General features: G+C 53.5%; 19 protein-coding genes. 6 read left to right on the plus strand and 13 right to left on the minus strand.

Annotated elements, in window-relative coordinates:
• Positions 1-196: 196 nt before the first annotated feature.
• On the minus strand, positions 197-1,306 hold the full coding sequence (gene ald, locus KQI79_RS13275) for an alanine dehydrogenase (protein WP_216538730.1): 1,110 nt from the start codon (positions 1,304-1,306) through the stop codon (positions 197-199).
• 245 nt (positions 1,307-1,551) lie between these two features.
• Here ald and KQI79_RS13280 point away from each other — a divergent pair, with 245 nt between their 5' ends.
• On the plus strand, positions 1,552-2,775 hold the full coding sequence (locus KQI79_RS13280) for a S8 family peptidase (protein ID WP_216538731.1): 1,224 nt from the start codon (positions 1,552-1,554) through the stop codon (positions 2,773-2,775).
• 50 nt (positions 2,776-2,825) lie between these two features.
• Here KQI79_RS13280 and fur read toward each other — a convergent pair whose 3' ends face one another.
• From fur to KQI79_RS13300, 4 genes are all read right to left on the minus strand, one after another.
• Positions 2,826-3,281 (minus strand): ferric iron uptake transcriptional regulator, encoded by a 456-nt coding sequence (gene fur, locus KQI79_RS13285; protein WP_216538732.1) that lies wholly within the window; start codon positions 3,279-3,281, stop codon positions 2,826-2,828.
• 88 nt (positions 3,282-3,369) lie between these two features.
• Positions 3,370-4,014, minus strand: coding sequence for a stage II sporulation protein M (spoIIM, locus tag KQI79_RS13290; RefSeq protein ID WP_216538733.1), 645 nt, complete (start codon positions 4,012-4,014; stop codon positions 3,370-3,372).
• Positions 4,015-4,082: 68 nt separating this feature from the next.
• Positions 4,083-5,309, minus strand: a complete 1,227-nt coding sequence (locus KQI79_RS13295) for an endonuclease Q family protein (RefSeq protein ID WP_216538810.1) — start codon at positions 5,307-5,309, stop codon at positions 4,083-4,085.
• A 14-nt stretch (positions 5,310-5,323) separates the two neighbouring features.
• The gene (locus KQI79_RS13300; protein ID WP_483311386.1) at positions 5,324-5,884 is read right to left on the minus strand and encodes an NUDIX domain-containing protein; all 561 of its coding nucleotides are present in this window, start codon (positions 5,882-5,884) and stop codon (positions 5,324-5,326) included.
• A 110-nt stretch (positions 5,885-5,994) separates the two neighbouring features.
• Here KQI79_RS13300 and mciZ point away from each other — a divergent pair, with 110 nt between their 5' ends.
• The 3 genes from mciZ to KQI79_RS13315 all read left to right on the plus strand — a co-directional run bounded on the left by mciZ (position 5,995) and on the right by KQI79_RS13315 (position 8,144).
• Entirely contained in the window at positions 5,995-6,144 is a 150-nt protein-coding gene (gene mciZ, locus KQI79_RS13305; protein WP_216538734.1) for a Z-ring formation inhibitor MciZ, read from the plus strand.
• A gap of 85 nt (positions 6,145-6,229) precedes the next feature.
• Positions 6,230-6,823: a TetR/AcrR family transcriptional regulator gene (locus KQI79_RS13310; protein WP_216538735.1), complete on the plus strand. Its 594-nt coding sequence runs from the start codon at positions 6,230-6,232 to the stop codon at positions 6,821-6,823.
• Positions 6,824-6,899: 76 nt separating this feature from the next.
• On the plus strand, positions 6,900-8,144 hold the full coding sequence (locus tag KQI79_RS13315; protein WP_216538736.1) for an MFS transporter: 1,245 nt from the start codon (positions 6,900-6,902) through the stop codon (positions 8,142-8,144).
• Between the two features lie 47 nt (positions 8,145-8,191).
• Here KQI79_RS13315 and KQI79_RS13320 read toward each other — a convergent pair whose 3' ends face one another.
• On the minus strand, positions 8,192-9,325 hold the full coding sequence (locus KQI79_RS13320) for a M20/M25/M40 family metallo-hydrolase (protein WP_216538737.1): 1,134 nt from the start codon (positions 9,323-9,325) through the stop codon (positions 8,192-8,194).
• Between the two features lie 112 nt (positions 9,326-9,437).
• Between KQI79_RS13320 and prli42 the strand changes: the two genes are divergently transcribed.
• Positions 9,438-9,542 (plus strand): stressosome-associated protein Prli42, encoded by a 105-nt coding sequence (gene prli42, locus KQI79_RS13325; protein ID WP_216538738.1) that lies wholly within the window; start codon positions 9,438-9,440, stop codon positions 9,540-9,542.
• Here prli42 and lipB read toward each other — a convergent pair.
• From lipB to lpdA, 5 genes are all read right to left on the minus strand, one after another.
• Entirely contained in the window at positions 9,534-10,223 is a 690-nt protein-coding gene (lipB, locus tag KQI79_RS13330; RefSeq protein ID WP_216538739.1) for a lipoyl(octanoyl) transferase LipB, read from the minus strand. The genes prli42 and lipB overlap by 9 nt on opposite strands.
• Before the next feature lie 22 nt (positions 10,224-10,245).
• On the minus strand, positions 10,246-11,601 hold the full coding sequence (locus KQI79_RS13335; RefSeq protein WP_216538740.1) for a dihydrolipoamide acetyltransferase family protein: 1,356 nt from the start codon (positions 11,599-11,601) through the stop codon (positions 10,246-10,248).
• A gap of 52 nt (positions 11,602-11,653) precedes the next feature.
• Positions 11,654-12,637, minus strand: coding sequence for an alpha-ketoacid dehydrogenase subunit beta (locus KQI79_RS13340; protein WP_216538741.1), 984 nt, complete (start codon positions 12,635-12,637; stop codon positions 11,654-11,656).
• A 2-nt stretch (positions 12,638-12,639) separates the two neighbouring features.
• On the minus strand, positions 12,640-13,662 hold the full coding sequence (locus tag KQI79_RS13345) for a thiamine pyrophosphate-dependent dehydrogenase E1 component subunit alpha (RefSeq protein ID WP_216538742.1): 1,023 nt from the start codon (positions 13,660-13,662) through the stop codon (positions 12,640-12,642).
• Between the two features lie 126 nt (positions 13,663-13,788).
• Complete coding sequence (lpdA, locus tag KQI79_RS13350; protein WP_216538743.1) at positions 13,789-15,210, minus strand: dihydrolipoyl dehydrogenase; 1,422 nt, start codon at positions 15,208-15,210, stop codon at positions 13,789-13,791.
• 251 nt (positions 15,211-15,461) lie between these two features.
• Between lpdA and KQI79_RS13355 the strand changes: the two genes are divergently transcribed.
• On the plus strand, positions 15,462-15,749 hold the full coding sequence (locus KQI79_RS13355; protein ID WP_216538744.1) for a DUF2627 domain-containing protein: 288 nt from the start codon (positions 15,462-15,464) through the stop codon (positions 15,747-15,749).
• Between the two features lie 374 nt (positions 15,750-16,123).
• On the opposite strand, the gene KQI79_RS13360 is transcribed toward KQI79_RS13355, so the two are convergent.
• Both KQI79_RS13360 and spo0A read right to left on the minus strand, forming a co-directional pair.
• Positions 16,124-17,152: a bifunctional 3-deoxy-7-phosphoheptulonate synthase/chorismate mutase gene (locus tag KQI79_RS13360; RefSeq protein ID WP_216538745.1), complete on the minus strand. Its 1,029-nt coding sequence runs from the start codon at positions 17,150-17,152 to the stop codon at positions 16,124-16,126.
• Between the two features lie 522 nt (positions 17,153-17,674).
• A complete protein-coding gene (gene spo0A, locus KQI79_RS13365) occupies positions 17,675-18,481 on the minus strand; it encodes a sporulation transcription factor Spo0A (RefSeq protein ID WP_216538746.1) in 807 nt (268 codons plus the stop codon).
• Positions 18,482-18,505: the final 24 nt, after the last annotated feature.

The raw sequence follows: 18,505 nt of genomic DNA on the forward strand, positions 1-18,505 counted from the left end.
GTAGACTTCACCTAAAAGGTGCTCCTCTCTTTGGGTGTAGTGTTCTCGACAAACACCATTCTACCAAAGATTTGGGCACTTTTTTATGTTTTCAATGAACGGTACTTTCGAAATTTAGGTTGAAATGAATTACCACATCGTATGAACATGTCCCGTAAATTATGCCGGTCAATGCGCACAAAAGACGGGTTGTTCGTTACGGCAACAGCGGTTCGTACGTTCGGCCGAGCGCCTGGGCGACCGCTTGATGCGTCACTTTGCCGTTATACGTATTGACGCCTTGCATCAAGGCGGCGTTCTCCCGGATTGCGCGTTCCACGCCTTTGCCGGCGATTTCCAACGCATAAGGCAATGTGGCGTTCGTCAGGGCGAACGTCGACGTATGGGGGACCGCGCCGGGCATATTCGCTACGGCATAATGGATGACGCCGTATTTCTCGTATACCGGATTGTCATGCGTCGTTACCCGGTCGATCGTCTCGATGGAACCGCCTTGGTCGACGGCGACATCGACGATGACGGCGCCTTTCTTCATCTTCGCCACCATCGCTTCGCTGACGAGCTTGGGCGCCCTCGCGCCGGGTACGAGCACCGAACCGATCAACAAATCGGCCCTTTGCGTTTCGCGCGCGATATGATACGGATTCGACATGACCGTCCGAATTCGGCCGCCGAAGATATCGTCCAAATAACGCAGCCGATCCGCGCTTCTTTCGACGATTGTAACGCTAGCGCCTAGGCCAAGCGCCATCTTGGCGGCATTCGTCCCGACCGTTCCGCCGCCGATGATGACGACGTCGGCAGGCGGCACTCCCGGCACGCCCCCAAGCAGCATGCCCCGCCCTCCGTAATACGCTTCTAAGAAACGGGCGCCGACCTGAACGGACATGCGTCCCGCCACTTCGCTCATCGGCGTAAGCAGCGGCAAGCCGCCGCCCGGAAGCTGAATCGTCTCATAAGCGATCCCCGTTACTTGGCTGCGGATCAACGCTTCCGCCAAAGCGTCCGCAGCAGCCAGATGCAGGAATGTGAACAATACTTGCCCTTTGCGGAAATAACCGTATTCTTCGGGCAGAGGTTCCTTCACTTTCATGATCATATCGGCCTGCGTCCATACGTCCGGAGCGGACGGTACGATGGCCGCCCCTTCCGCCGCATATTCGTCGTCGGCAAATCCGCTCCCCGCGCCTGCTCCCCGCTCGACCAGCACCTGATGGCCTGCGCCGCTTAGCGCGCTTGCTCCGGCCGGCGTCAACGAAACCCGGAACTCATTATTTTTTATTTCTTTCGGTATCCCGATCTTCATGCCTTTCGCTTCCTTCCTTATAACCGAATTCATGAACCGGATACTTCAACCTATGTTTGCAAACCCAGAATAACAACCGCTTTCTTTTCCTATTATACGTTCTCCAATCGGCCGCCCGATTATGTGTGATAGATGCCCGTTTCTCCGCCATGCCTTGATATGGCCGCGAATGGCAATCACAAAGCGGCTTTCGTCCACATAGAGTAAATGACGAGACGAAATTACGATATAAAGGCGGAGAAGAAATGCGTAAGCGTGATCGAATGTTAGCGATGATTCATGCCAAACCTTCCAAGCAAACGACGCGGCAACTTATCATTCTAAAAGACCGCAAAAGCTACTCCCAGTATATACGGCTCTTGAAAAAAAACGGAATAACCCCGATTAAAACAATTAAATCGCTGAATATGGTATGTTGCCACGTTGACCGCAATAAAGTTTCGCAAGTGGCCCAAAACCATTCCAAAATTCGGCGGGTCGAAGCCGATGTCAAAGCGAGGGCGCATGGTTTTCCAAAGCGGAAAGGAGCGCGCGTCAGCGGCTCCAGTACTCCTTGGGGCGTGCGCCGCATCGGCTCTCCGAGCGTATGGCCGCGTTCGACGGGAGAGAGTATCCGGATCGGCGTCATTGATACGGGCATCGGTCCGAACCCGGATCTGAAAGTTGCCGGAGGCATCAATACGATCAATCCGCGAAACTCCTTCCACGACGATAACGGACATGGGACTCATGTCGCCGGAACCGCGGCGGCGCGCGGCATAAACAGCGGTATAACCGGGGTGGCGCCCCGCGCCAAATTATATGCCGTTAAGGCGTTGGATCAGAACGGCAACGGCTTCGTTTCCGATATTATCGAAGGCGTCGAATGGTGTATCGATCGTCGCATGGATGTTATCAATATGAGTTTCGGCATTATCGGCAACAGTCCCGCTCTCCGTAGAAGCATACGCAGAGCGAATCGGCATGGTATCGTCGTCGTCGCATCGGCCGGCAATAACGGGTCCGATGCAACCCGCATCGACGAACCCGCCAGATATCCGGAGACGATCGCCGTGGCGGCGTCCAACCGAAACAACAAAATCGCTTCCTTCAGCAGCCGCGGCCAAGAAGTCGACGTAGCCGCGCCCGGGGTCGACATTTTGTCGCTGAAAGTCGGCAAAGGGACGGGCACGCGCTCGGGCACGTCGATGGCCGCCCCTCATGTGTCCGGAAGCGCCGCATTGTTGCTGCGGCTGAATCCGCGCCTTTCGCCTTCGCAAATCCGCAACCTTCTCGCTTCCACCGCGCTCCATCTCAGGGGATCTTCGCGAAGAGCGCAAGGCAGCGGTCTTGTCCAAGCAGACCGCGCCGCAGACAGGGTGCATGCAAATCTGCATGCGGCGAAACCGCGGACGGTGAAGCTGCGCTCGCCGACGCTCCGCGCGAATGTGAGGAATCGCCGGCCCGCCAAACGCAAAAATCGGATATGAGAAGGCCCGACATGCATTCCGTCGGGCCTTCTCATGAGTGATAGAGGTCGTTACTCCTCCGATTTCGCTTTCGCATTGCAGCGATGGCAAATTCCTTGAAAATCGAGACGGTGATCGATCACCGTAAAATGAAATTCTTTCTCCAACCGTTCTTCGAGCGGCAATAGCCAATCTTCGCGAATTTCATCCATCGCGCCGCATTGCACGCATATCAAATGGTGATGATGATGTTTGCTGCTGTCCGTCCTTAAATCATACCGAGCCACACCGTCGCCGAAATTCAATTTCTCTACGACATGCAGCTCGCTAAGCAATTCAAGCGTACGATAGACGGTGGCCAAGCCGATTTCCGGCGCCTTGTCTTTTACCAACATAAACACATCTTCCGCGCTCAGATGATCGTCCTCGTTCTCCAACAGCACCCTCACCGTCGCTTCGCGCTGCGGCGTCAATTTATAGCCTTGCGACTGAAGCTGCTGTTTTATTTTCTCGATTCGTGCTTCCATCTGTACGCCCCCTTTTGCCGGCATTCACGCGTTCCTTTATCATTGCTTTCATTATAGGGGGATAACGCAATTAAAGTCAAACATTTTGCTAGATTCGTACCATGGCCACGCTCTCGAGCAGCATCGGTGCAACCCATCGCATCATAACAGGAGAAACCCATGCTTCGAACAAGGCGATGCCGACCATCGCGACGGCCATCGTCAGCGTTAATGCGGAGTATGACACAAACGGCTGCTTGATCTGCCCTCTGCGCTGCGTGAGCACCCGGTTTCTGAGCATGTACAGCGAAAAGCCGATCGCCGCTACACTGCTTATAATAATGCCCGGTATGACGACAATATTTTGCGGAGCGACCGACACAAGCGCAAACAACAATCCCTTCCACGAATATTGCCCGACGAAATACCCGACGGTAAAGCCGACAAGCACCCCTTTCATAAAATCAAGCACTAGGATGAACGGAAGCCCAACCACGGACAGTCCCAAAATCCAAATGATCGCAATCCACTTCACATGGCCCATCGCGGTATCCCAAAACGCGCTTTCTCCGCTCACTCCTCCTTGATCGACGGTGCTGAAAAAGTGGCCCAAATAACGGCCGAGCTCCTGCTGTTGGTCCAGGGACAGCGCGTTCACCATCAGCGATCCGAACACGACGCCTACGACGAATAAGACGGACACAAAAACATACAAAATCATCTGATCTTTCAAATAGTTGCGCAGCGGCTGCATCGTTTTCCGGCTCCTCTCTTCTTGTCTATTTCTATTAAAATATGAGAGAAGCGGCCAAACTATGACCTTTACGAACGAAGGACCTTGCCGTATGAGCCTCCGCCGCCGGAAGAGATGCCCAGCGTGCCGTTGCGCGCTTGAATAATATGCTCCGCGATTTGCTCGCCGACGATGCCGCTAATTTCCGCAAGTTCCGCCCGGTGCAGGATGTTCATCTCGGTGCCGAATCGCGCGAGCAGCGCGTTCAACTTGCTTTTGCCCAATCCGGGTATGAAGTCGAGCGGTACTTGATAACGGTATGGCGGCCGATGCGCGGGCACCCGCGGCGTTTCCCTGTCGGCGATATAGAGAATGCGGTCCAGCACCCCATGCACCAGCTTGGCGCTGCCGCAATACGGACAGCGGACATGCGCATGCTCCCGCTCGTCGATAATGGAGTCGCACTGGATGCAGGAGGAACGATGGTATTTGCCGAGCCGCGGATTCAAACCGTAGTTGGCTGCAATGCGCCGGCCTTCCCTCCCCGCGAGCGCAAGGCGGAATTCGGCGAACGTTGGCTCACGCAGCAGAAGTTCGTTATATTCCCGCCCGATTTTCCCAAGCGAATGCGCATCCGAGTTCGTCAGCAACGGATACGGATCCAGTTCGGCAATATAGCCGGCCATTTCCGAATCCGCGCTCAAGCCGAGTTCGGCTCCCGCGATCAAGTCCGGATGAAGCAGATCGGCCATACGGTTCGAGGCGCTCCCGTAAATCCCTTTATGCGGCGTGAAAATATGCGCCGGAACGAACAATCCGCCGCGCGCGGCAACTTCCTCCTGCAGCCTTCTTGCCGGCACGTAAATGCGTTGCGAGCTGAGCTCCACATTTTTCATATGCTGCGACATCCAGAGCGTAAATTCCCGCATCGTCTCAAGCTTGGCGAAGTAGACCAGCACATGCGCTTCGCCCATTCCCGGATCGCGCACTTCAATTTCGCTGCCGAGCAGAATCGTCGTATCGCGGTAGCGGATGCCGCCGTCCTGAAGCTCATGCATTTCGCCGTTGTCGAGACAGCGGATAATATCGTCCTGCACCGACGGCGCATGGCAATCGATAATGCCGATCAATTCGATCCCTTTGCGTTCCGACGCTTCGTGCGCGATATTCGCGAACGTAAGATCTTTGCTGCCGCTAATTTTGACCGCATTGCCCTTGCCGGTTCTTCCGATATGAATATGCAAATCGGCATAGAACGAACGCAAGCCAGCTTTATTGCGAGCCTGCGATCCTTCCCGCTCCGAACGGTTCGGCATCGATCCTTGGCCGCTCATGATCCGATCTGCCCCGTCAACCGGTATATCTGCCAAGCGTATACCGCCAATATCGTTTTGGCGTCGCTAATTTTCCCTTCGGCGATATATTGCTGCGCCTCCTCGAGCGTAATGCTTTCGCATTCGAGAAATTCGTCCTCATCCAGCCGCATGGCGCCCGGAACCAGCCCTTCCGCAAGATACAAATGGATGATTTCGTCGGCGAAACCCGGGGACGTATAGAAGGAGTTGATGAGCCGCAGCGATTCGCAGCGGTAGCCCGTCTCCTCCTCCAATTCGCGCTCGGCCGCGCGATGCGGCTCCTCTCCCGGATCCAGCTTGCCCGCCGGAATTTCCACTTCGCTTCTGCCCAGCGGCTTCCGGTATTGCTCGACGACGATCATTCGGTCGGCATGCAGCGCGAGCACGGCTACCGCGCCCGGATGCTTCACGATTTCCCTTGTCGCCTGCTTCCCGTTCGGCAGCGTTACCGTATCGACTTGCAGCGATATGATATTCCCTTGAAAGATTTTCTCGGTCTTAATCGTCTTTTCTTCGAATTTTCGATGATTGTTCACAGCTTGCACCTCCAATGGCAATTCTACGTTGTTGCCGGTTCGCATAACTTGTCCAAACATAGCATACGTTGTTATTATATCAAATCCGGGCAAGAGAAGGAGACTTTCGTATGAAAAGTTATGTCGCGTCCAACCAAATGAGGCTTGTAGGCAAAGCATGGGAAATACGCCATCATCTCCGGCAATGGGCGAAACGGAGCGGACCGAACGCCAGCCTGCGGCGAGAATTGGATCGCCGATTGGGGCCTGAAAGGCGATAACCCCTCCATGATTGCATTTTCCGGCGCTTTCCTGTATTCTGTTATTAAACTGAACAGTCAGATTATTAGGAAAGAGGTCGATGTCATGGCCAGACGACGGCCGGAGGAAACGGAACAAACGAAAAGCATCATCATTCAATGCGCCAAAGAATTGTTCAGCCAAAAAGGCTACGGCGCCGTCTCGATGGAAGAAATCCGCATCCGCTCCGGTATCAGCAAAGGCAGCATTTACTATCACTTTAAGAGCAAGGAACAATTGTTTATTACGTTGTTGGACATCAACATGAACGAATGGATTGATAAGTGGAATGCGATTTCCGCCCCGCTTCGGACCGAAACGGAACGCCTTTACCGTTTGGCGGAGCATTTCGCGGACGATTTTAACAATCCGTTGATGAAAGCCGGAGAGGAATTCGCCGGCAGCCGGGGTGCCGATCCGGAAGTATTGGAATCTATTTTGCGAATATCTTACATGCCAAGGCCGATTTTCATCAAAGTGTTGCAGGACGGCATGAACGGAGGCGAGTTTAAAGAAGACGACACGGACAAGTTAACGGATATTTTGTTCGGCATGCTTGCAGGTGTCGGCTCGACTTTAATAAGAGAGCCATCCTATGATAAAGTAGTCGCGTTGCATCGCAAGGCGATCGACGTTTTTTTAAACGGAATCAAGCCCTAGCAGAGCTTTTTCCGTTTTATTTTCGCAAATAATTAAACTGAATGGTCAGATTAATTATAACGAAAGGGGATCATCTATGAAATCTCTTATCCAAAACAAAGTGTTTCGTATCGTAGCAATAGCCGACCTCATCCAGCAAATGGGCATTTGGATTCGCAACATCGCCGTACTGTTCTACGTGATGGAACAAACCAATAACGACCCTGTAGCCGTATCTTTGATTACCGTATTTCAATTATTGCCGATTTTTCTCTTCTCGATCGTCGGCGGAACGCTGGCGGACCGCTGGAATCCGAAGAAAACGGTCATCGCAGGCGATTTGTTGAGTTCCGCTTCGATCGCCGTTATTTTGATTTGTATCGTCTCTGGCATATGGCAAGCGGCATTCGTCGCTACGGTCGTTTCCGCTGTCGTCAGCCAATTTTCTCAGCCTTCTTCGGCGATCTTGTTCAAACGGCATATTCCCGATGCGCAAGTCGGGATTGCGATCGGCATCACGCAAGGGTTGATGTCCATATTTCTCATCGTCGGGCCGATGATCGGAACGTTGATCTATACTTCGCTCGGCATTCATTACTCGATGATCGCGTTAATGATTTTGTTTGCATCCGCGGCGCTCATTCAGTTCGCCCTCCCCCCTTCGCCCCGCGATTCGTCCGAGACGTCTTCTTCGTTAATCCGCGATATGCGCGAAGGACTCGTCTATGTTCTCAATCATCGCAACTTGACGGTGTTGGCTGTCGTGATGGCGCTGTTCGGACTCGGGATCGGCCTCATCGAACCGTTGGACGTTTACATTTTAATGGAACGGCTTGGATTGGAAAAAGAAAGTTTGCAATGGTTTTACGCTTTGGCGGGAATCGGGCTTCTAATCGGCGGCGCCGTTGCGGCGGGAAGCTCGGAATGGCTGCGCTCGCATGCCAAGCTTGTCATGTTTGCCGGCATTTTGGCGCTGGCGGCGTCGATTGCCGTGGAGGTGCTGTCCCGTTCCGTTGTGCTGACGGGATCGATGCGTTTTCTGGTCGGCATGATCCAAGCTTTTTTTCAAATCGTGATGAACATGTTTATGATCCAATGGGTCGAAGAGAAATATGTCGGGCGGACGAGCGGCATTCTTGCTCCGATTATTACGGGAGGCATTCTGCTCGGGTCCGCCTCGTCCGGGTTCATTATGAAATCGACGTCCCTCATGACGGCATATTTTGTGTCCGCCGCAATGATCGCCATCGCCGCGTTGTACTCGTTAAAATTTAAAATATCGGAAGCCTCCGACAATCCTACCGCTGCGCAAACCGCCGACGGAAAAAGATCGGCTCTGTAAGCTGCGATCAACAAAAGGACTGAGCGCCCGCTCAGTCCCGCATATTTCTACCGTCGCTTCGCCGTTTCCCGCACGATCGCCACGACCATCTCGGCTGTCTTCACCAAGTTTTCGATCTTGATGCGTTCATTGGTCGTATGGATGTCCTCGTAACCGACGGCCAAATTGACGGTCGGAATGCCCATCCCGTTAAAAATGTTGGCATCGCTGCCGCCTCCGGTCTGGAACGTGCTCGGCTGCCTGCCGATGCTCGCGATCGCCGCGGACGTGAGTCGGACGACCTCATCGTCATCCGTAAGGCGGAATGCCGGGTATGCGAGATTGCTTATAAATTCGGCGCGCGCGCCGAATTCCGCCGCCGCGGATTCCAGCGCTTCCTTCATCGCCGCCAGTTGGCGGTCGAGCTTAGCCTGCTCCATGCTGCGCGCCTCGGCGTCAATCTTCACGAAATCGCACACGATATTCGTGGCGCCGCCGCCTTCGAAGCGTCCGATATTAGCGGTTGTGTCCTTATCGATGCGGCCAAGCGACATCCGCGAAATCGCCTTGCTTGCCACCTGCACCGCGCTGATTCCATCCTCGGGGTTGACGCCGGCATGCGCCGATTTCCCGAATACTTTCATCGTAATTTCCGCCCGCGCCGGAGCGGACACGGCAATTTCGCCAATTTCGCCGTTGGAATCGAGCGCAAAGCCGAATTTCGCTTCCAGACGATTGCGGTCGATTGCGCGCGAGCCTACCAGACCTAATTCTTCCCCAACCGTAATGACAAACTGTATTTTGCCGTGCGGTATGTCCTGTTCCCGCAGCACTCGAATCGCTTCGAGAATCGCGGCCAAACCGGCTTTATCGTCCGAGCCCAGGATCGTTGTGCCGTCGCTGCGTATGTACCCGTCCGCGCCGATAACCGGTTTGATGCCTTGGCCAGGGGCCACCGTGTCCATATGGGCCGTGAAGAACACGGTCGGGACGTCCGACTGTCCCGGCGTCGCTTCCAGGACGGCGAATAAATTGCCCGCCCCGTGCCCGGTGCGCGCAGCGGTATCGTCCTCATCGACGGATAGGCCGAGTTCGTTGAACTTTTCGATTAATGCATCGCATATGGCCCGTTCGTTTCGCGTTTCGCTGTCGATCTGCACCAGTTCAACAAGTTGTTGCACAATTCGGTCTTGCACGATCATGCGACTTTCCTCCAATCGACCAGATAGGTTACAATAGATTTGTCCGATGTTATTCTTGGACCGCATGCCTAACTTCAAAACTTCCGTATTATATTGCAAAGGAGAAACGTTCATGAATAAAAGAAGAAAATTTTGGTTCCGTCTCGTCATTTACTTAATGCTGCTCGCCATGGTCGTATCCACATTGCTGATTCTGGTCGAACCGCTTTTATACTAGTCCGCCTTCGATCACAGGTTCGTAACCGAACACTTCGACGAAGCAGGGCAGCAGTTCCCTTGCCACATCCTGCACGGCGAATCGCTGCCCGGTACAATCCTCAAGCGATGTGACGCCGTATTCCTCGATCCCGCACGGAATGATTCCGGTGAAGCCTTCATGCTGAATCCCCGATGCAACGTTAAAGGCGAACCCATGGCTCGTAATAAACCCTCGGCGCTGCCGGCGCTTATTGAATTTGACGCCAATGGCGGCAATCTTCTCGTTGCCGACCCAAACGCCGGTATATTCCGGCTTGCGCCCGCCTGTAATGCCGAATTTCGCCAAGTAATTGATAATGACTTGCTCCAAGTTCCGCAAATATCCGTGCAGATCCATATTCTCGGCGTCGAGCGCAAGCAGCGGATAGCCGACGAGTTGCCCCGGCCCGTGATACGTAATATCGCCTCCGCGATCGATTTCGAATACCGCGATGCCTTTATCGCGCAATTGTTGTTCGTTCCAGAGCAGATGCTCGGGATGCTTCTGCGAACCGATCGTAAAGGTGGCCGGATGCTGCAAGAGCAGCAGCGTCTCATTCCGCTTCGCACCGTCGATTTCCTTGACTAGAGATTTCTGCATCTCCCAAGCTTCCGCATAATCGAGTAATGGAAAATAGCGTACGTCCAATTGCTTGCTCATCTTCGCTGCACGTTCCTTCCTTTTAATACAATTGCGTATCGAGGTCGTAGCTTTCCAGATTGTCTTTCAAGCGCTGCAGGAAACGGCCGCAAATGACGCCGTCCAAAATCCGGTGATCCAATGATAAGCAAATGTTCGCCATCGAGCGAACGGCGATCATATCGTTGATCACGACAGGCTTCTTGACGATCGATTCGAACGTTACAATCGCCGCCTGCGGATAGTTGATAATCGGATAAGATAAGATGGATCCGAACGAACCGGTGTTGTTCACCGTAAACGTTCCGCCTTGCATATCGTTAATCGACAGCTTGCCTTCCCGCGTTTTCTTCGCCAATTCGTAGCTTTCGCGCGCCAATCCGGCGATGTTCATTTGATCCGCTTTTTTAATGACAGGCGTCAACACCGAATCCTCCGTACCGACGGCGAGCGATAAATTGATATCGCGTTTCACGATAATTTTGTCAACCGCCCACACCGAATTCATAATCGGATAATCTTTAATGGCGTTGACGACCGCTTTAAGGAAAAAGGCGAGATAAGTCAAATTAACGCCTTCATTGCGCATAAATTCGTCTTTATATTTATTTCTTAACAATACCAAATTCGTGACGTCCGCTTCGATCATCGTCCAAGCATGCGGAATTTCCGCAACGCTTTGGCGCATTCGGGTAGCGATCGTATTCCGGATTGGGGTAACGTCGATAAAGTATTCTCCCCGGCCTCCGCCGAAGTTGTTCTGGCCCTCTACTTCAATATGCGGAATTTTCGGCGTTTCGGACAAATGCAGCCCGGAATGGCGCACAGGGGCTTTGGCGGCTAACGCCATTTCGTCGATCCCCGCGGAAGCGGCAGGCGCACCCGCGAATCCGCCGGCGGCAGAGCCGGCATGCGTTGGCGCCGGAGCCGGGTTGCCGTTTTCAATGTAGCTCAAAACGTCTTTGCGCGTAATTCGTCCCCCCAATCCCGTTCCGGGGACTTGCCGCAAATCGATGCCGTGCTCGGCTGCCAGTTGCTGGACCGCCGGCGAATATCGGCTGCGCATGCTCTGATCTCCGCCGTTCGGAGCCGCGGAAGCGGCAGGCGGCGCGATTGCCGTTTGCGCCTCGCCTTCATGATTCCCTCCGGCCGTTTCGATGACACAGATCGGCGTGCCGACATCGACCGTCTGGCCCTCCTCGACCCAAATTTCTTTCAAAACGCCGGTTACCGTCGAAGGCAGCTCCGCATTCACTTTATCGGTGATCACTTCGCACACCGGCTCGTACTGCTCGACCGTATCGCCCGGCTTTTTCAGCCATTTGCCGATGGTAGCCGAGACAAGGGATTCCGCGAACTGCGGCATGGCAACTTCTACTAGCCCTTTATTCGATGACATGTTACTCAACTCCTTTATTTGGCTGTTCGAACCTGTTCGGATCCGAACCGTCCTAGAACAATGCAAGCTCCCGCATCGCTTCTTTCACTTTGTCCTTGTTTAACATATAAAATTTCTCCAATGGCGGACTGATCGGCATCGCCGGCACATCCGGCCCGCATAGCCGCTTAATCGGAGCGTCCAAATCGAACAGCAGTTCCTCGGCGATGATGGCCGACACTTCGGCTCCTACCCCGCCGGTTTTATTGTCCTCGTGAACGATCAGCACCTTGCCCGTTTTCTTGACCGCTTCCAGAATCGCCTCTTTATCGAGCGGCTGAAGCGTGCGCAAATCCAATATATGCGCGCTGATTCCTTCCTGCGCAAGCTCGTCCGCCGCCTGCATCGCGAAATGCAGCGGCAAGCTGTAGCCGATGACCGTAATGTCCGTTCCTTCGCGAATGACGTTCGCTTTGCCGATCGGCACGATATAATCCGTGTCAGGAACGTCGCCTTTAATCAGCTTGTAGCATTTTTTATGCTCGAAGAAGAGTACCGGATCCGGGTCGCGCACCGCCGCTTTCAACAATCCTTTGGCGTCGTATGCCGAATAAGGAGCGACGATCTTCAAGCCGGGCGTGCCGAAAAATACCGATTCCGTACATTGCGAATGATATAAACCGCCAAATATGCCGCCCCCGATCGGAGCGCGGATCACTACCGGGCAACTCCAATCGTTGTTGGAACGATAGCGGATTTTCGCCGCCTCGCTTATGATTTGATTCGTGGCCGGGAACATAAAATCGGAGTATTGCATTTCCGCGATCGGCTTCATGCCGTACATGGCCGCGCCAATCGCAACGCCCGCTATCGCCGACTCGGAGAGCGGAGTATCCAGCGCCCGCATCTCGCCGAATTGCTCCTGCAAGCCTTTCGTCGTTGTGAAGACGCCTCCCTTCAACCCGACGTCTTCGCCGAGCACGAACACATCCTCGTCGCGTTCCATCTCTTCCTTCATGGCGAGGCGAATTGCATCGATATACTCTATAACCGCCATGCCTATTCCCCTCCTCTATCCGCATAAACGTGCAGCAGCATATCTTCCGGCTTCGGAAACGGCGCCTTGTCCGCATAATCCGTCCCCTCGTTCACTTCTTGCTGCAACCGGGCCTGCAATTCTTCATCGCGCTTCTCGTCCCAAATGCCGCATTCGATCAAATATTGCTTAAAACGGGGAATCCCGTCCTTGGCCCGGTAAGAATCGACCTCTTCCTTCGTCCGGTACACCAAATCGTTATCCGATGTCGAATGGGGCGAAAGCCGGTACATCATCGCTTCGATCAACGTCGGCCCTTCCCCGCGAAGCGCCCGTTCGCGCGCTTCTTTCACGACGCGGTACACTTCCAGCGTATCGTTGCCGTCGACGCGTACGCCCGGAAATCCGTAACCGAGAGCCCGATCGCTAATTTTCCCGCTCACTTGCTTATGCAGCGGCACGGAAATCGCGTATTGATTGTTCTCGCACATAATAACGACTGGGAGCTTTTGAACCCCGGCAAAATTGCATCCTTCATGAAAATCGCCCTGGTTGCTGGAGCCTTCGCCGAATGTGACGAAAGAAACGAAATTTTGCTTTTTCATTTTGGCCGCCAACGCGAAACCGACGGCATGCGGCAGTTGCGTCGTCACCGGGCTTGAGCCCGTTACGATGCGCAGCCGTTTGCAGCCGAAGTGGCCCGGCATTTGCCGGCCGGCGCTGTTCGGATCCTCCGCCTTGGCGAAGACGGAAAGCATCAGTTCGCGGACCGTCATGCCGACGGAGAGGACGAACCCGTAATCGCGGTAATACGGCAAGAAATAATCGTGCTCGCGGTCCAATGCGAATGCCGCGGCAACTTGCGCGCATTCCTGCCCGATTCCCGATACGTGAAAATTGATTTTCCCCGCACGCTGCAATAGCAGCGTGCGTTCGTCGAATTTCCGGGCGAGCAGCATATATTTGTACATTTCAATCACTTGCTCGTCAGTTAAACCGAGCTGCTCATGCTTCGTTTGTTGTTGTTCGATCGTTTTTTGATTCATGGAGATACCTCCTTTGTTTGAAACCCAATGTTGGTATTATAACCTGGTACTAAGACTTGGGTTTAAACTTATTATACTCTCTTTCCGCCAAAAAAGAAAATGAACTTTTTTACGATTTCGCTTCCGTTAAATATTAATCGACTTTCCGTCAAGCGCAAGCATCGTTTCTCCGATAATTTCGGACAAGGTAGGATGAGGATGGATAGATTGTCCCACTTCCCACGGCGTCGCGTCCAAAACTTGCGCCAACTGCGCTTCCGAGATCAAATCGGTCACATGCGGGCCGATCATGTGTACGCCGAGAATATCGTTCGTGTTCCTGTCGGCGATTACTTTGACGAACCCGTCGCTATCGCCGTATACGAGCGCCTTGCCGATGGCGGAGAACGGCACTTTCGCTTTCTTCACGGCATGTCCCCGTTCCAAGGCTTGCTTCTCGGTCCAGCCGACGGACGCCACTTCCGGACGCGAATAGATGCAGCGCGGAATCAAATGATGCGCATAAGGCTGCACGGCTTCTCCGTTCAAATGCTTCACCGCCAATAAGCCTTCATGCCCGGCGGCATGCGCCAGCTGCAAACCGCCGTTCACGTCGCCCACGGCGTAAATATGCGGCTCCGTCGTTTGCATCGAGCCGTTGACAAGAATGACGCCGTCACGCACTTGAATATCGGTATTCTCTAAGCCGATATGCTCCACATTCGCCTGGCGGCCGATCGAGACAAGCAGCTTGTCCGCTTTCAACGTTGCAGGCTGCCCTTCATGCGAAGCCTCGATTACGATTTGCCCGTTGTCGGTTCGATATGTATCCGCAGCCACAGCCGCGTTCGTGAGCACCTTGACTCCGCGCCGGGACAGCAACCGCTGCAATTCGCGCGCAATATCTCCGTCTTCGGCCGGCAGCAACTGCGGAGCCGCTTCGACGATCGTTACGCTAACGCCGAAATCGCATAGCATTGACGCCCATTCCACGCCGATTACGCCGCCGCCGATGATGACGATGGATTCCGGAATCTCGCTCATTCGCAGCGCGTCGTCGCTGGACATGACATGGACGCCGTCGAAAGGCAAGCCCGGCAGTTCGCGCGGACGGGACCCTGTCGCGATAATCAAATTGGTTGAAACGACCGTTTCCATCTCGCCGTCGGCTAGCTCCACGGCCAATGCGCCGCTCTTCGGCGAGAAGATCGACGGTCCGATAATGCGACCTTTCCCTTGCAGTACGTCGATCTTATTTTTGTTCATTAAATATTGCAAACCGCGATGCAGTTGATCGACGATGTTCTGTTTCCGTTCCGCAACTTTGCCAAAGTCCAAACGAACGCCATCCGTAACGATGCCGTACTGCTCGCTCTCCTTCATCGCAGCGAACAATTCGGCGCTTCGCAAATAGGATTTGCTTGGAATGCAGCCGCGATGCAAGCAAGTTCCTCCCAACAAATCCTTCTCGATAATGGCAACCGTCTTCCCCGCTTGAGCGGCGGATATGGCCGCCGTATAACCGCCGATTCCTCCGCCGAGTACGGCAACGTCGTAAGTAAGAGTCATACATCAAACCTCCCATAATCGTGTCGTTGAACCAATTGCTACATCGGCATCGAACAAATCCCGTTTCGGAACATTGGCCTTGTCCATGCCGTGAGTGAAGTTCTTCATTTCATTCGTTAATACTTATTCGTTGCTTATCCACCTATTGTACAACTTTTTTATGTTGAATAAAAACACCGGCCATCGTTAGACAACATTTTGCAAAAAGAGTATGATAGACGTATCAAAATTTCAGTTGAGCGAGGTCGGACATGAAATTAGTTGTTTCACGGTTTATCGCCATTTTGTTATTGGTGATTCCCGGCATCGTTGCCGCCTACGGTTTTTTATTGATGAAAGACAGCCTTTTCTTCTATTTCGCGCAGCACGGCGACGAATCGGCCGTGCCGGATTTCGAATGGCTGAAGTTCCTCGGCGGGCTTGTCCTGTTCTTCGGCGGCGTCTTTTTTATCGGAGGATGGATTTTTTTCCGGGACCGCAAGCGCAATTACGTTGCGCCGCGCTTTAAAGCAAAGCGAACGAGACCACAAGGAAAATGACAGCGCTGCTGGGCCGGCAAATACCAACGCAGCGCTTCCTTATTAGCGGTATTTCCTGCCGTTAATTTGTTTAGCTGATATGTGGAGCGTTAAATAGCGGTATTTCATGGAGCTAATTTCGAAAATTTGCGGCGTTTCATCGAATAGCAAGGGATTAGCGCCGGGTTTTCCATCTAATGATCGTTTTATGCGAACATGACACGAATTAGCGGTAGAAATTGGAGTTACGTATACGATGGACGTAAAACGCACTGCAGTCCGCAGCACCGAACCGACCGCATCCACTCGAACCGCCGCTATATAGCTCCAAACGAAACATAAGACCGTCTAACGGGATCTACCCGTTGGCGGTCTTATCTTCTTTCGCGCGGCATTCACGCGCGGTACAATCCGGATTGCTTCAACCCGGCGAAAAACTCCGCGAACTGCTCAAGCGTCAATTGCTGCTCCGCGTCGGACAGCGCGCTGGCCGGATCGGGATGCGTCTCAACCATGACGCCGTCGGCGCCGGCGGCAAGCGCCGCTTTCGCGCATGGGAGCATAATATCTTTGTACCCGGTCGAATGGCTGACGTCGACGAGCACGGGCAAATGGCTCTTCTGCTTCAACAGCGGCACGGCCGAAATGTCCAGCGTGTTCCGCGTCCATTTCTCGTAAGTGCGAATGCCCCGTTCGATCAGCATCACTTGCGTATTGCCGCGCGAGACGATATATTCGGCGGCAAGCAGAAACTCTTCCATCGTCGCGGCGATTCCCCGTTTCAGCAGCACCGGCATGCGCATATCGCCGGCCGCCTTGAGCAATTCGAAGTTCTGCATGTTGCGCGCACCGATCTGAATGACGTCGATATATTGCGCCGCCGTTTCGATATGGGCCGGATGCACGATTTCGCTGATCGTGACGAGGCCGAATTCATTGGCCACTTCCCGCAAAATTTGCAGCCCTTCGACGCCGAGACCTTGGAAATCGTACGGCGACGTCCGCGGCTTGTAAGCGCCGCCCCGCATAATGCGAACGCCGTTCTCCTTCAGCGCCGCCGCCACTTTGCGGGTTTGCTCGTAGCTTTCCACCGAACACGGGCCGGCCACGAGGCAGTTCGCACCGCCGCCGATTACCGCGTCCTTAATATGCAGAACCGTGTCAACGCTTCGCGCTTCCCGGCTGACAAGCAGCGTGCGCTTGCTTTTCGCCGGCTTCGCCGCTGGGGCCAAAGCCGGGAACGACTGCCGTAACGTCGCGGCGACTTCGTCCTCGTGCACGGAGCGTACAGCCAGCTCATCGCCGGTTTGCGCGCGTTCGATTTCGCGCATCGTCGCTTCGCGCCGGTTCAAAATATGAATTAATTCCAAATCTATATGATTTAATTGTTCCTGTAACGTTTCCAGCATCATGTCCGTATTCATCGTTTCCAACTCCTTTAATTTCTTTCAACGAAAACAAAAAATCCCCGTCCGCAAAGGGACGAGGAATCGTGGTACCACCCTAATTAACACCCGTTGTTTACGTGAGCTTACGGCATATCGCCGGCTCCAGACGGTTGTTCACTCTGACACGGTAACGGCGTGCGAACCGGAACGCCTCTACTCGTACGGCAACCGACCGGTCAAGAAGCCGCCGCCTTTCAAGGGCCAACTCGGGAGCGAACTTCGGCTGCTCTTTCCACTCGCGCGCTCTCAGTCTCCGGCAGCGCGATCCCTGGCTTAGGACGTCCCAGCTTACTCTTCTCCGTCATCGTCATTTCATGTATTAATGCTTAATATAAACAAAGTTACGCTGCATTGTCAATTGTTTTTTCGCCTAATTCGGTCAAAATCGCTTACAAACGTTAAAAACGCCGCATCGTAAACGGCTGCTACAACCGTTTATGATGCGGCGAATCAAGTACTTAAAGCATTATGTAATTGCTCTTTTTATGCCCTTGGCGATCAACTCACCTTATGCTCGATCCGCAGCTTGTCGGCCACCATCGCGATGAACTCGCTATTGGTCGGTTTCGACTTCGAAATGTTGATCGTATAGCCGAATAAATGCGAAATCGAGTCGATATTGCCGCGCGTCCAAGCGACTTCAATCGCGTGGCGGATCGCCCGTTCGACGCGGCTCGGCGTCGTTTTGAATTTTTCGGCGATGGCCGGATACAGCGTTTTCGTAATCGCGCCGAGTATTTCAATGTTGTTGTACACCATCGTAATCGCCTCGCGCAAATATTGATACCCTTTAATATGCGCCGGCACTCCGATTTCATGGATAATCGAAGTAATATTAGCGTCCAAATTTTTCCCTTTGCCCATTGGAACCACGTTCGACTTAGGAGATGAAACGATCGGCGTGCCGACCGAAGCCATCGTTACCGTTCCGATCAATTGCCGCACACGGTTCGCAAGCACTTCCAAATCAAAAGGTTTGAGGATGTAATACGAAGCGCCGAGCTGTACCGCTTTTTGCGTAATATTTTCCTGGCCGAAAGCCGTCAGCATGATGACTTTGGGCTGCGGAGTCAAATTCATGGCGCGCAATCTTTCGAGAACGCCAAGCCCGTCCAAAAGCGGCATGATGATATCCAAAATAATGACGTCGGGCGCTTTGCGCGATTCTTCAATGAGGCGCAGCACTTCTTCGCCATTATAAGCGATGCCAGTAACCACCATATCCCCTTGTTCGGAAATATATTCCGCCAATAAATTCGTAAATTCTCGGTTGTCGTCCGCTAACAATACTTCAATCTTTTGCACTACTGGATCCTCCTTCATCTGTTT

Source organism: Paenibacillus sp. MSJ-34 (genome assembly GCF_018918005.1).
In the GTDB taxonomy this organism is placed as follows: Bacteria; Bacillota; Bacilli; order Paenibacillales; family Paenibacillaceae; genus MSJ-34.

Bases quoted from the DNA above. Each gene is read 5' to 3' on its own strand.
- KQI79_RS13320 (WP_216538737.1), bottom strand. From the start codon at position 9,325: ATGATCGTGCAAGACCGAATTGTGCAACAACTTGTTGAACTGGTGCAG.
- mciZ (WP_216538734.1), top strand. From the start codon at position 5,995: ATGAAAAGTTATGTCGCGTCCAACCAAATGAGGCTTGTAGGCAAAGCA.
- KQI79_RS13295 (WP_216538810.1), bottom strand. From the start codon at position 5,309: ATGCCGAACCGTTCGGAGCGGGAAGGATCGCAGGCTCGCAATAAAGCT.
- prli42 (WP_216538738.1), top strand. From the start codon at position 9,438: ATGAATAAAAGAAGAAAATTTTGGTTCCGTCTCGTCATTTACTTAATG.
- KQI79_RS13345 (WP_216538742.1), bottom strand. From the start codon at position 13,662: ATGAATCAAAAAACGATCGAACAACAACAAACGAAGCATGAGCAGCTC.
- fur (WP_216538732.1), bottom strand. From the start codon at position 3,281: ATGGAAGCACGAATCGAGAAAATAAAACAGCAGCTTCAGTCGCAAGGC.
- spoIIM (WP_216538733.1), bottom strand. From the start codon at position 4,014: ATGCAGCCGCTGCGCAACTATTTGAAAGATCAGATGATTTTGTATGTT.
- ald (WP_216538730.1), bottom strand. From the start codon at position 1,306: ATGAAGATCGGGATACCGAAAGAAATAAAAAATAATGAGTTCCGGGTT.
- lpdA (WP_216538743.1), bottom strand. From the start codon at position 15,210: ATGACTCTTACTTACGACGTTGCCGTACTCGGCGGAGGAATCGGCGGT.
- lipB (WP_216538739.1), bottom strand. From the start codon at position 10,223: ATGAGCAAGCAATTGGACGTACGCTATTTTCCATTACTCGATTATGCG.
- KQI79_RS13310 (WP_216538735.1), top strand. From the start codon at position 6,230: ATGGCCAGACGACGGCCGGAGGAAACGGAACAAACGAAAAGCATCATC.
- KQI79_RS13280 (WP_216538731.1), top strand. From the start codon at position 1,552: ATGCGTAAGCGTGATCGAATGTTAGCGATGATTCATGCCAAACCTTCC.
- KQI79_RS13360 (WP_216538745.1), bottom strand. From the start codon at position 17,152: ATGAATACGGACATGATGCTGGAAACGTTACAGGAACAATTAAATCAT.
- KQI79_RS13355 (WP_216538744.1), top strand. From the start codon at position 15,462: ATGAAATTAGTTGTTTCACGGTTTATCGCCATTTTGTTATTGGTGATT.
- KQI79_RS13340 (WP_216538741.1), bottom strand. From the start codon at position 12,637: ATGGCGGTTATAGAGTATATCGATGCAATTCGCCTCGCCATGAAGGAA.
- KQI79_RS13335 (WP_216538740.1), bottom strand. From the start codon at position 11,601: ATGTCATCGAATAAAGGGCTAGTAGAAGTTGCCATGCCGCAGTTCGCG.
- KQI79_RS13315 (WP_216538736.1), top strand. From the start codon at position 6,900: ATGAAATCTCTTATCCAAAACAAAGTGTTTCGTATCGTAGCAATAGCC.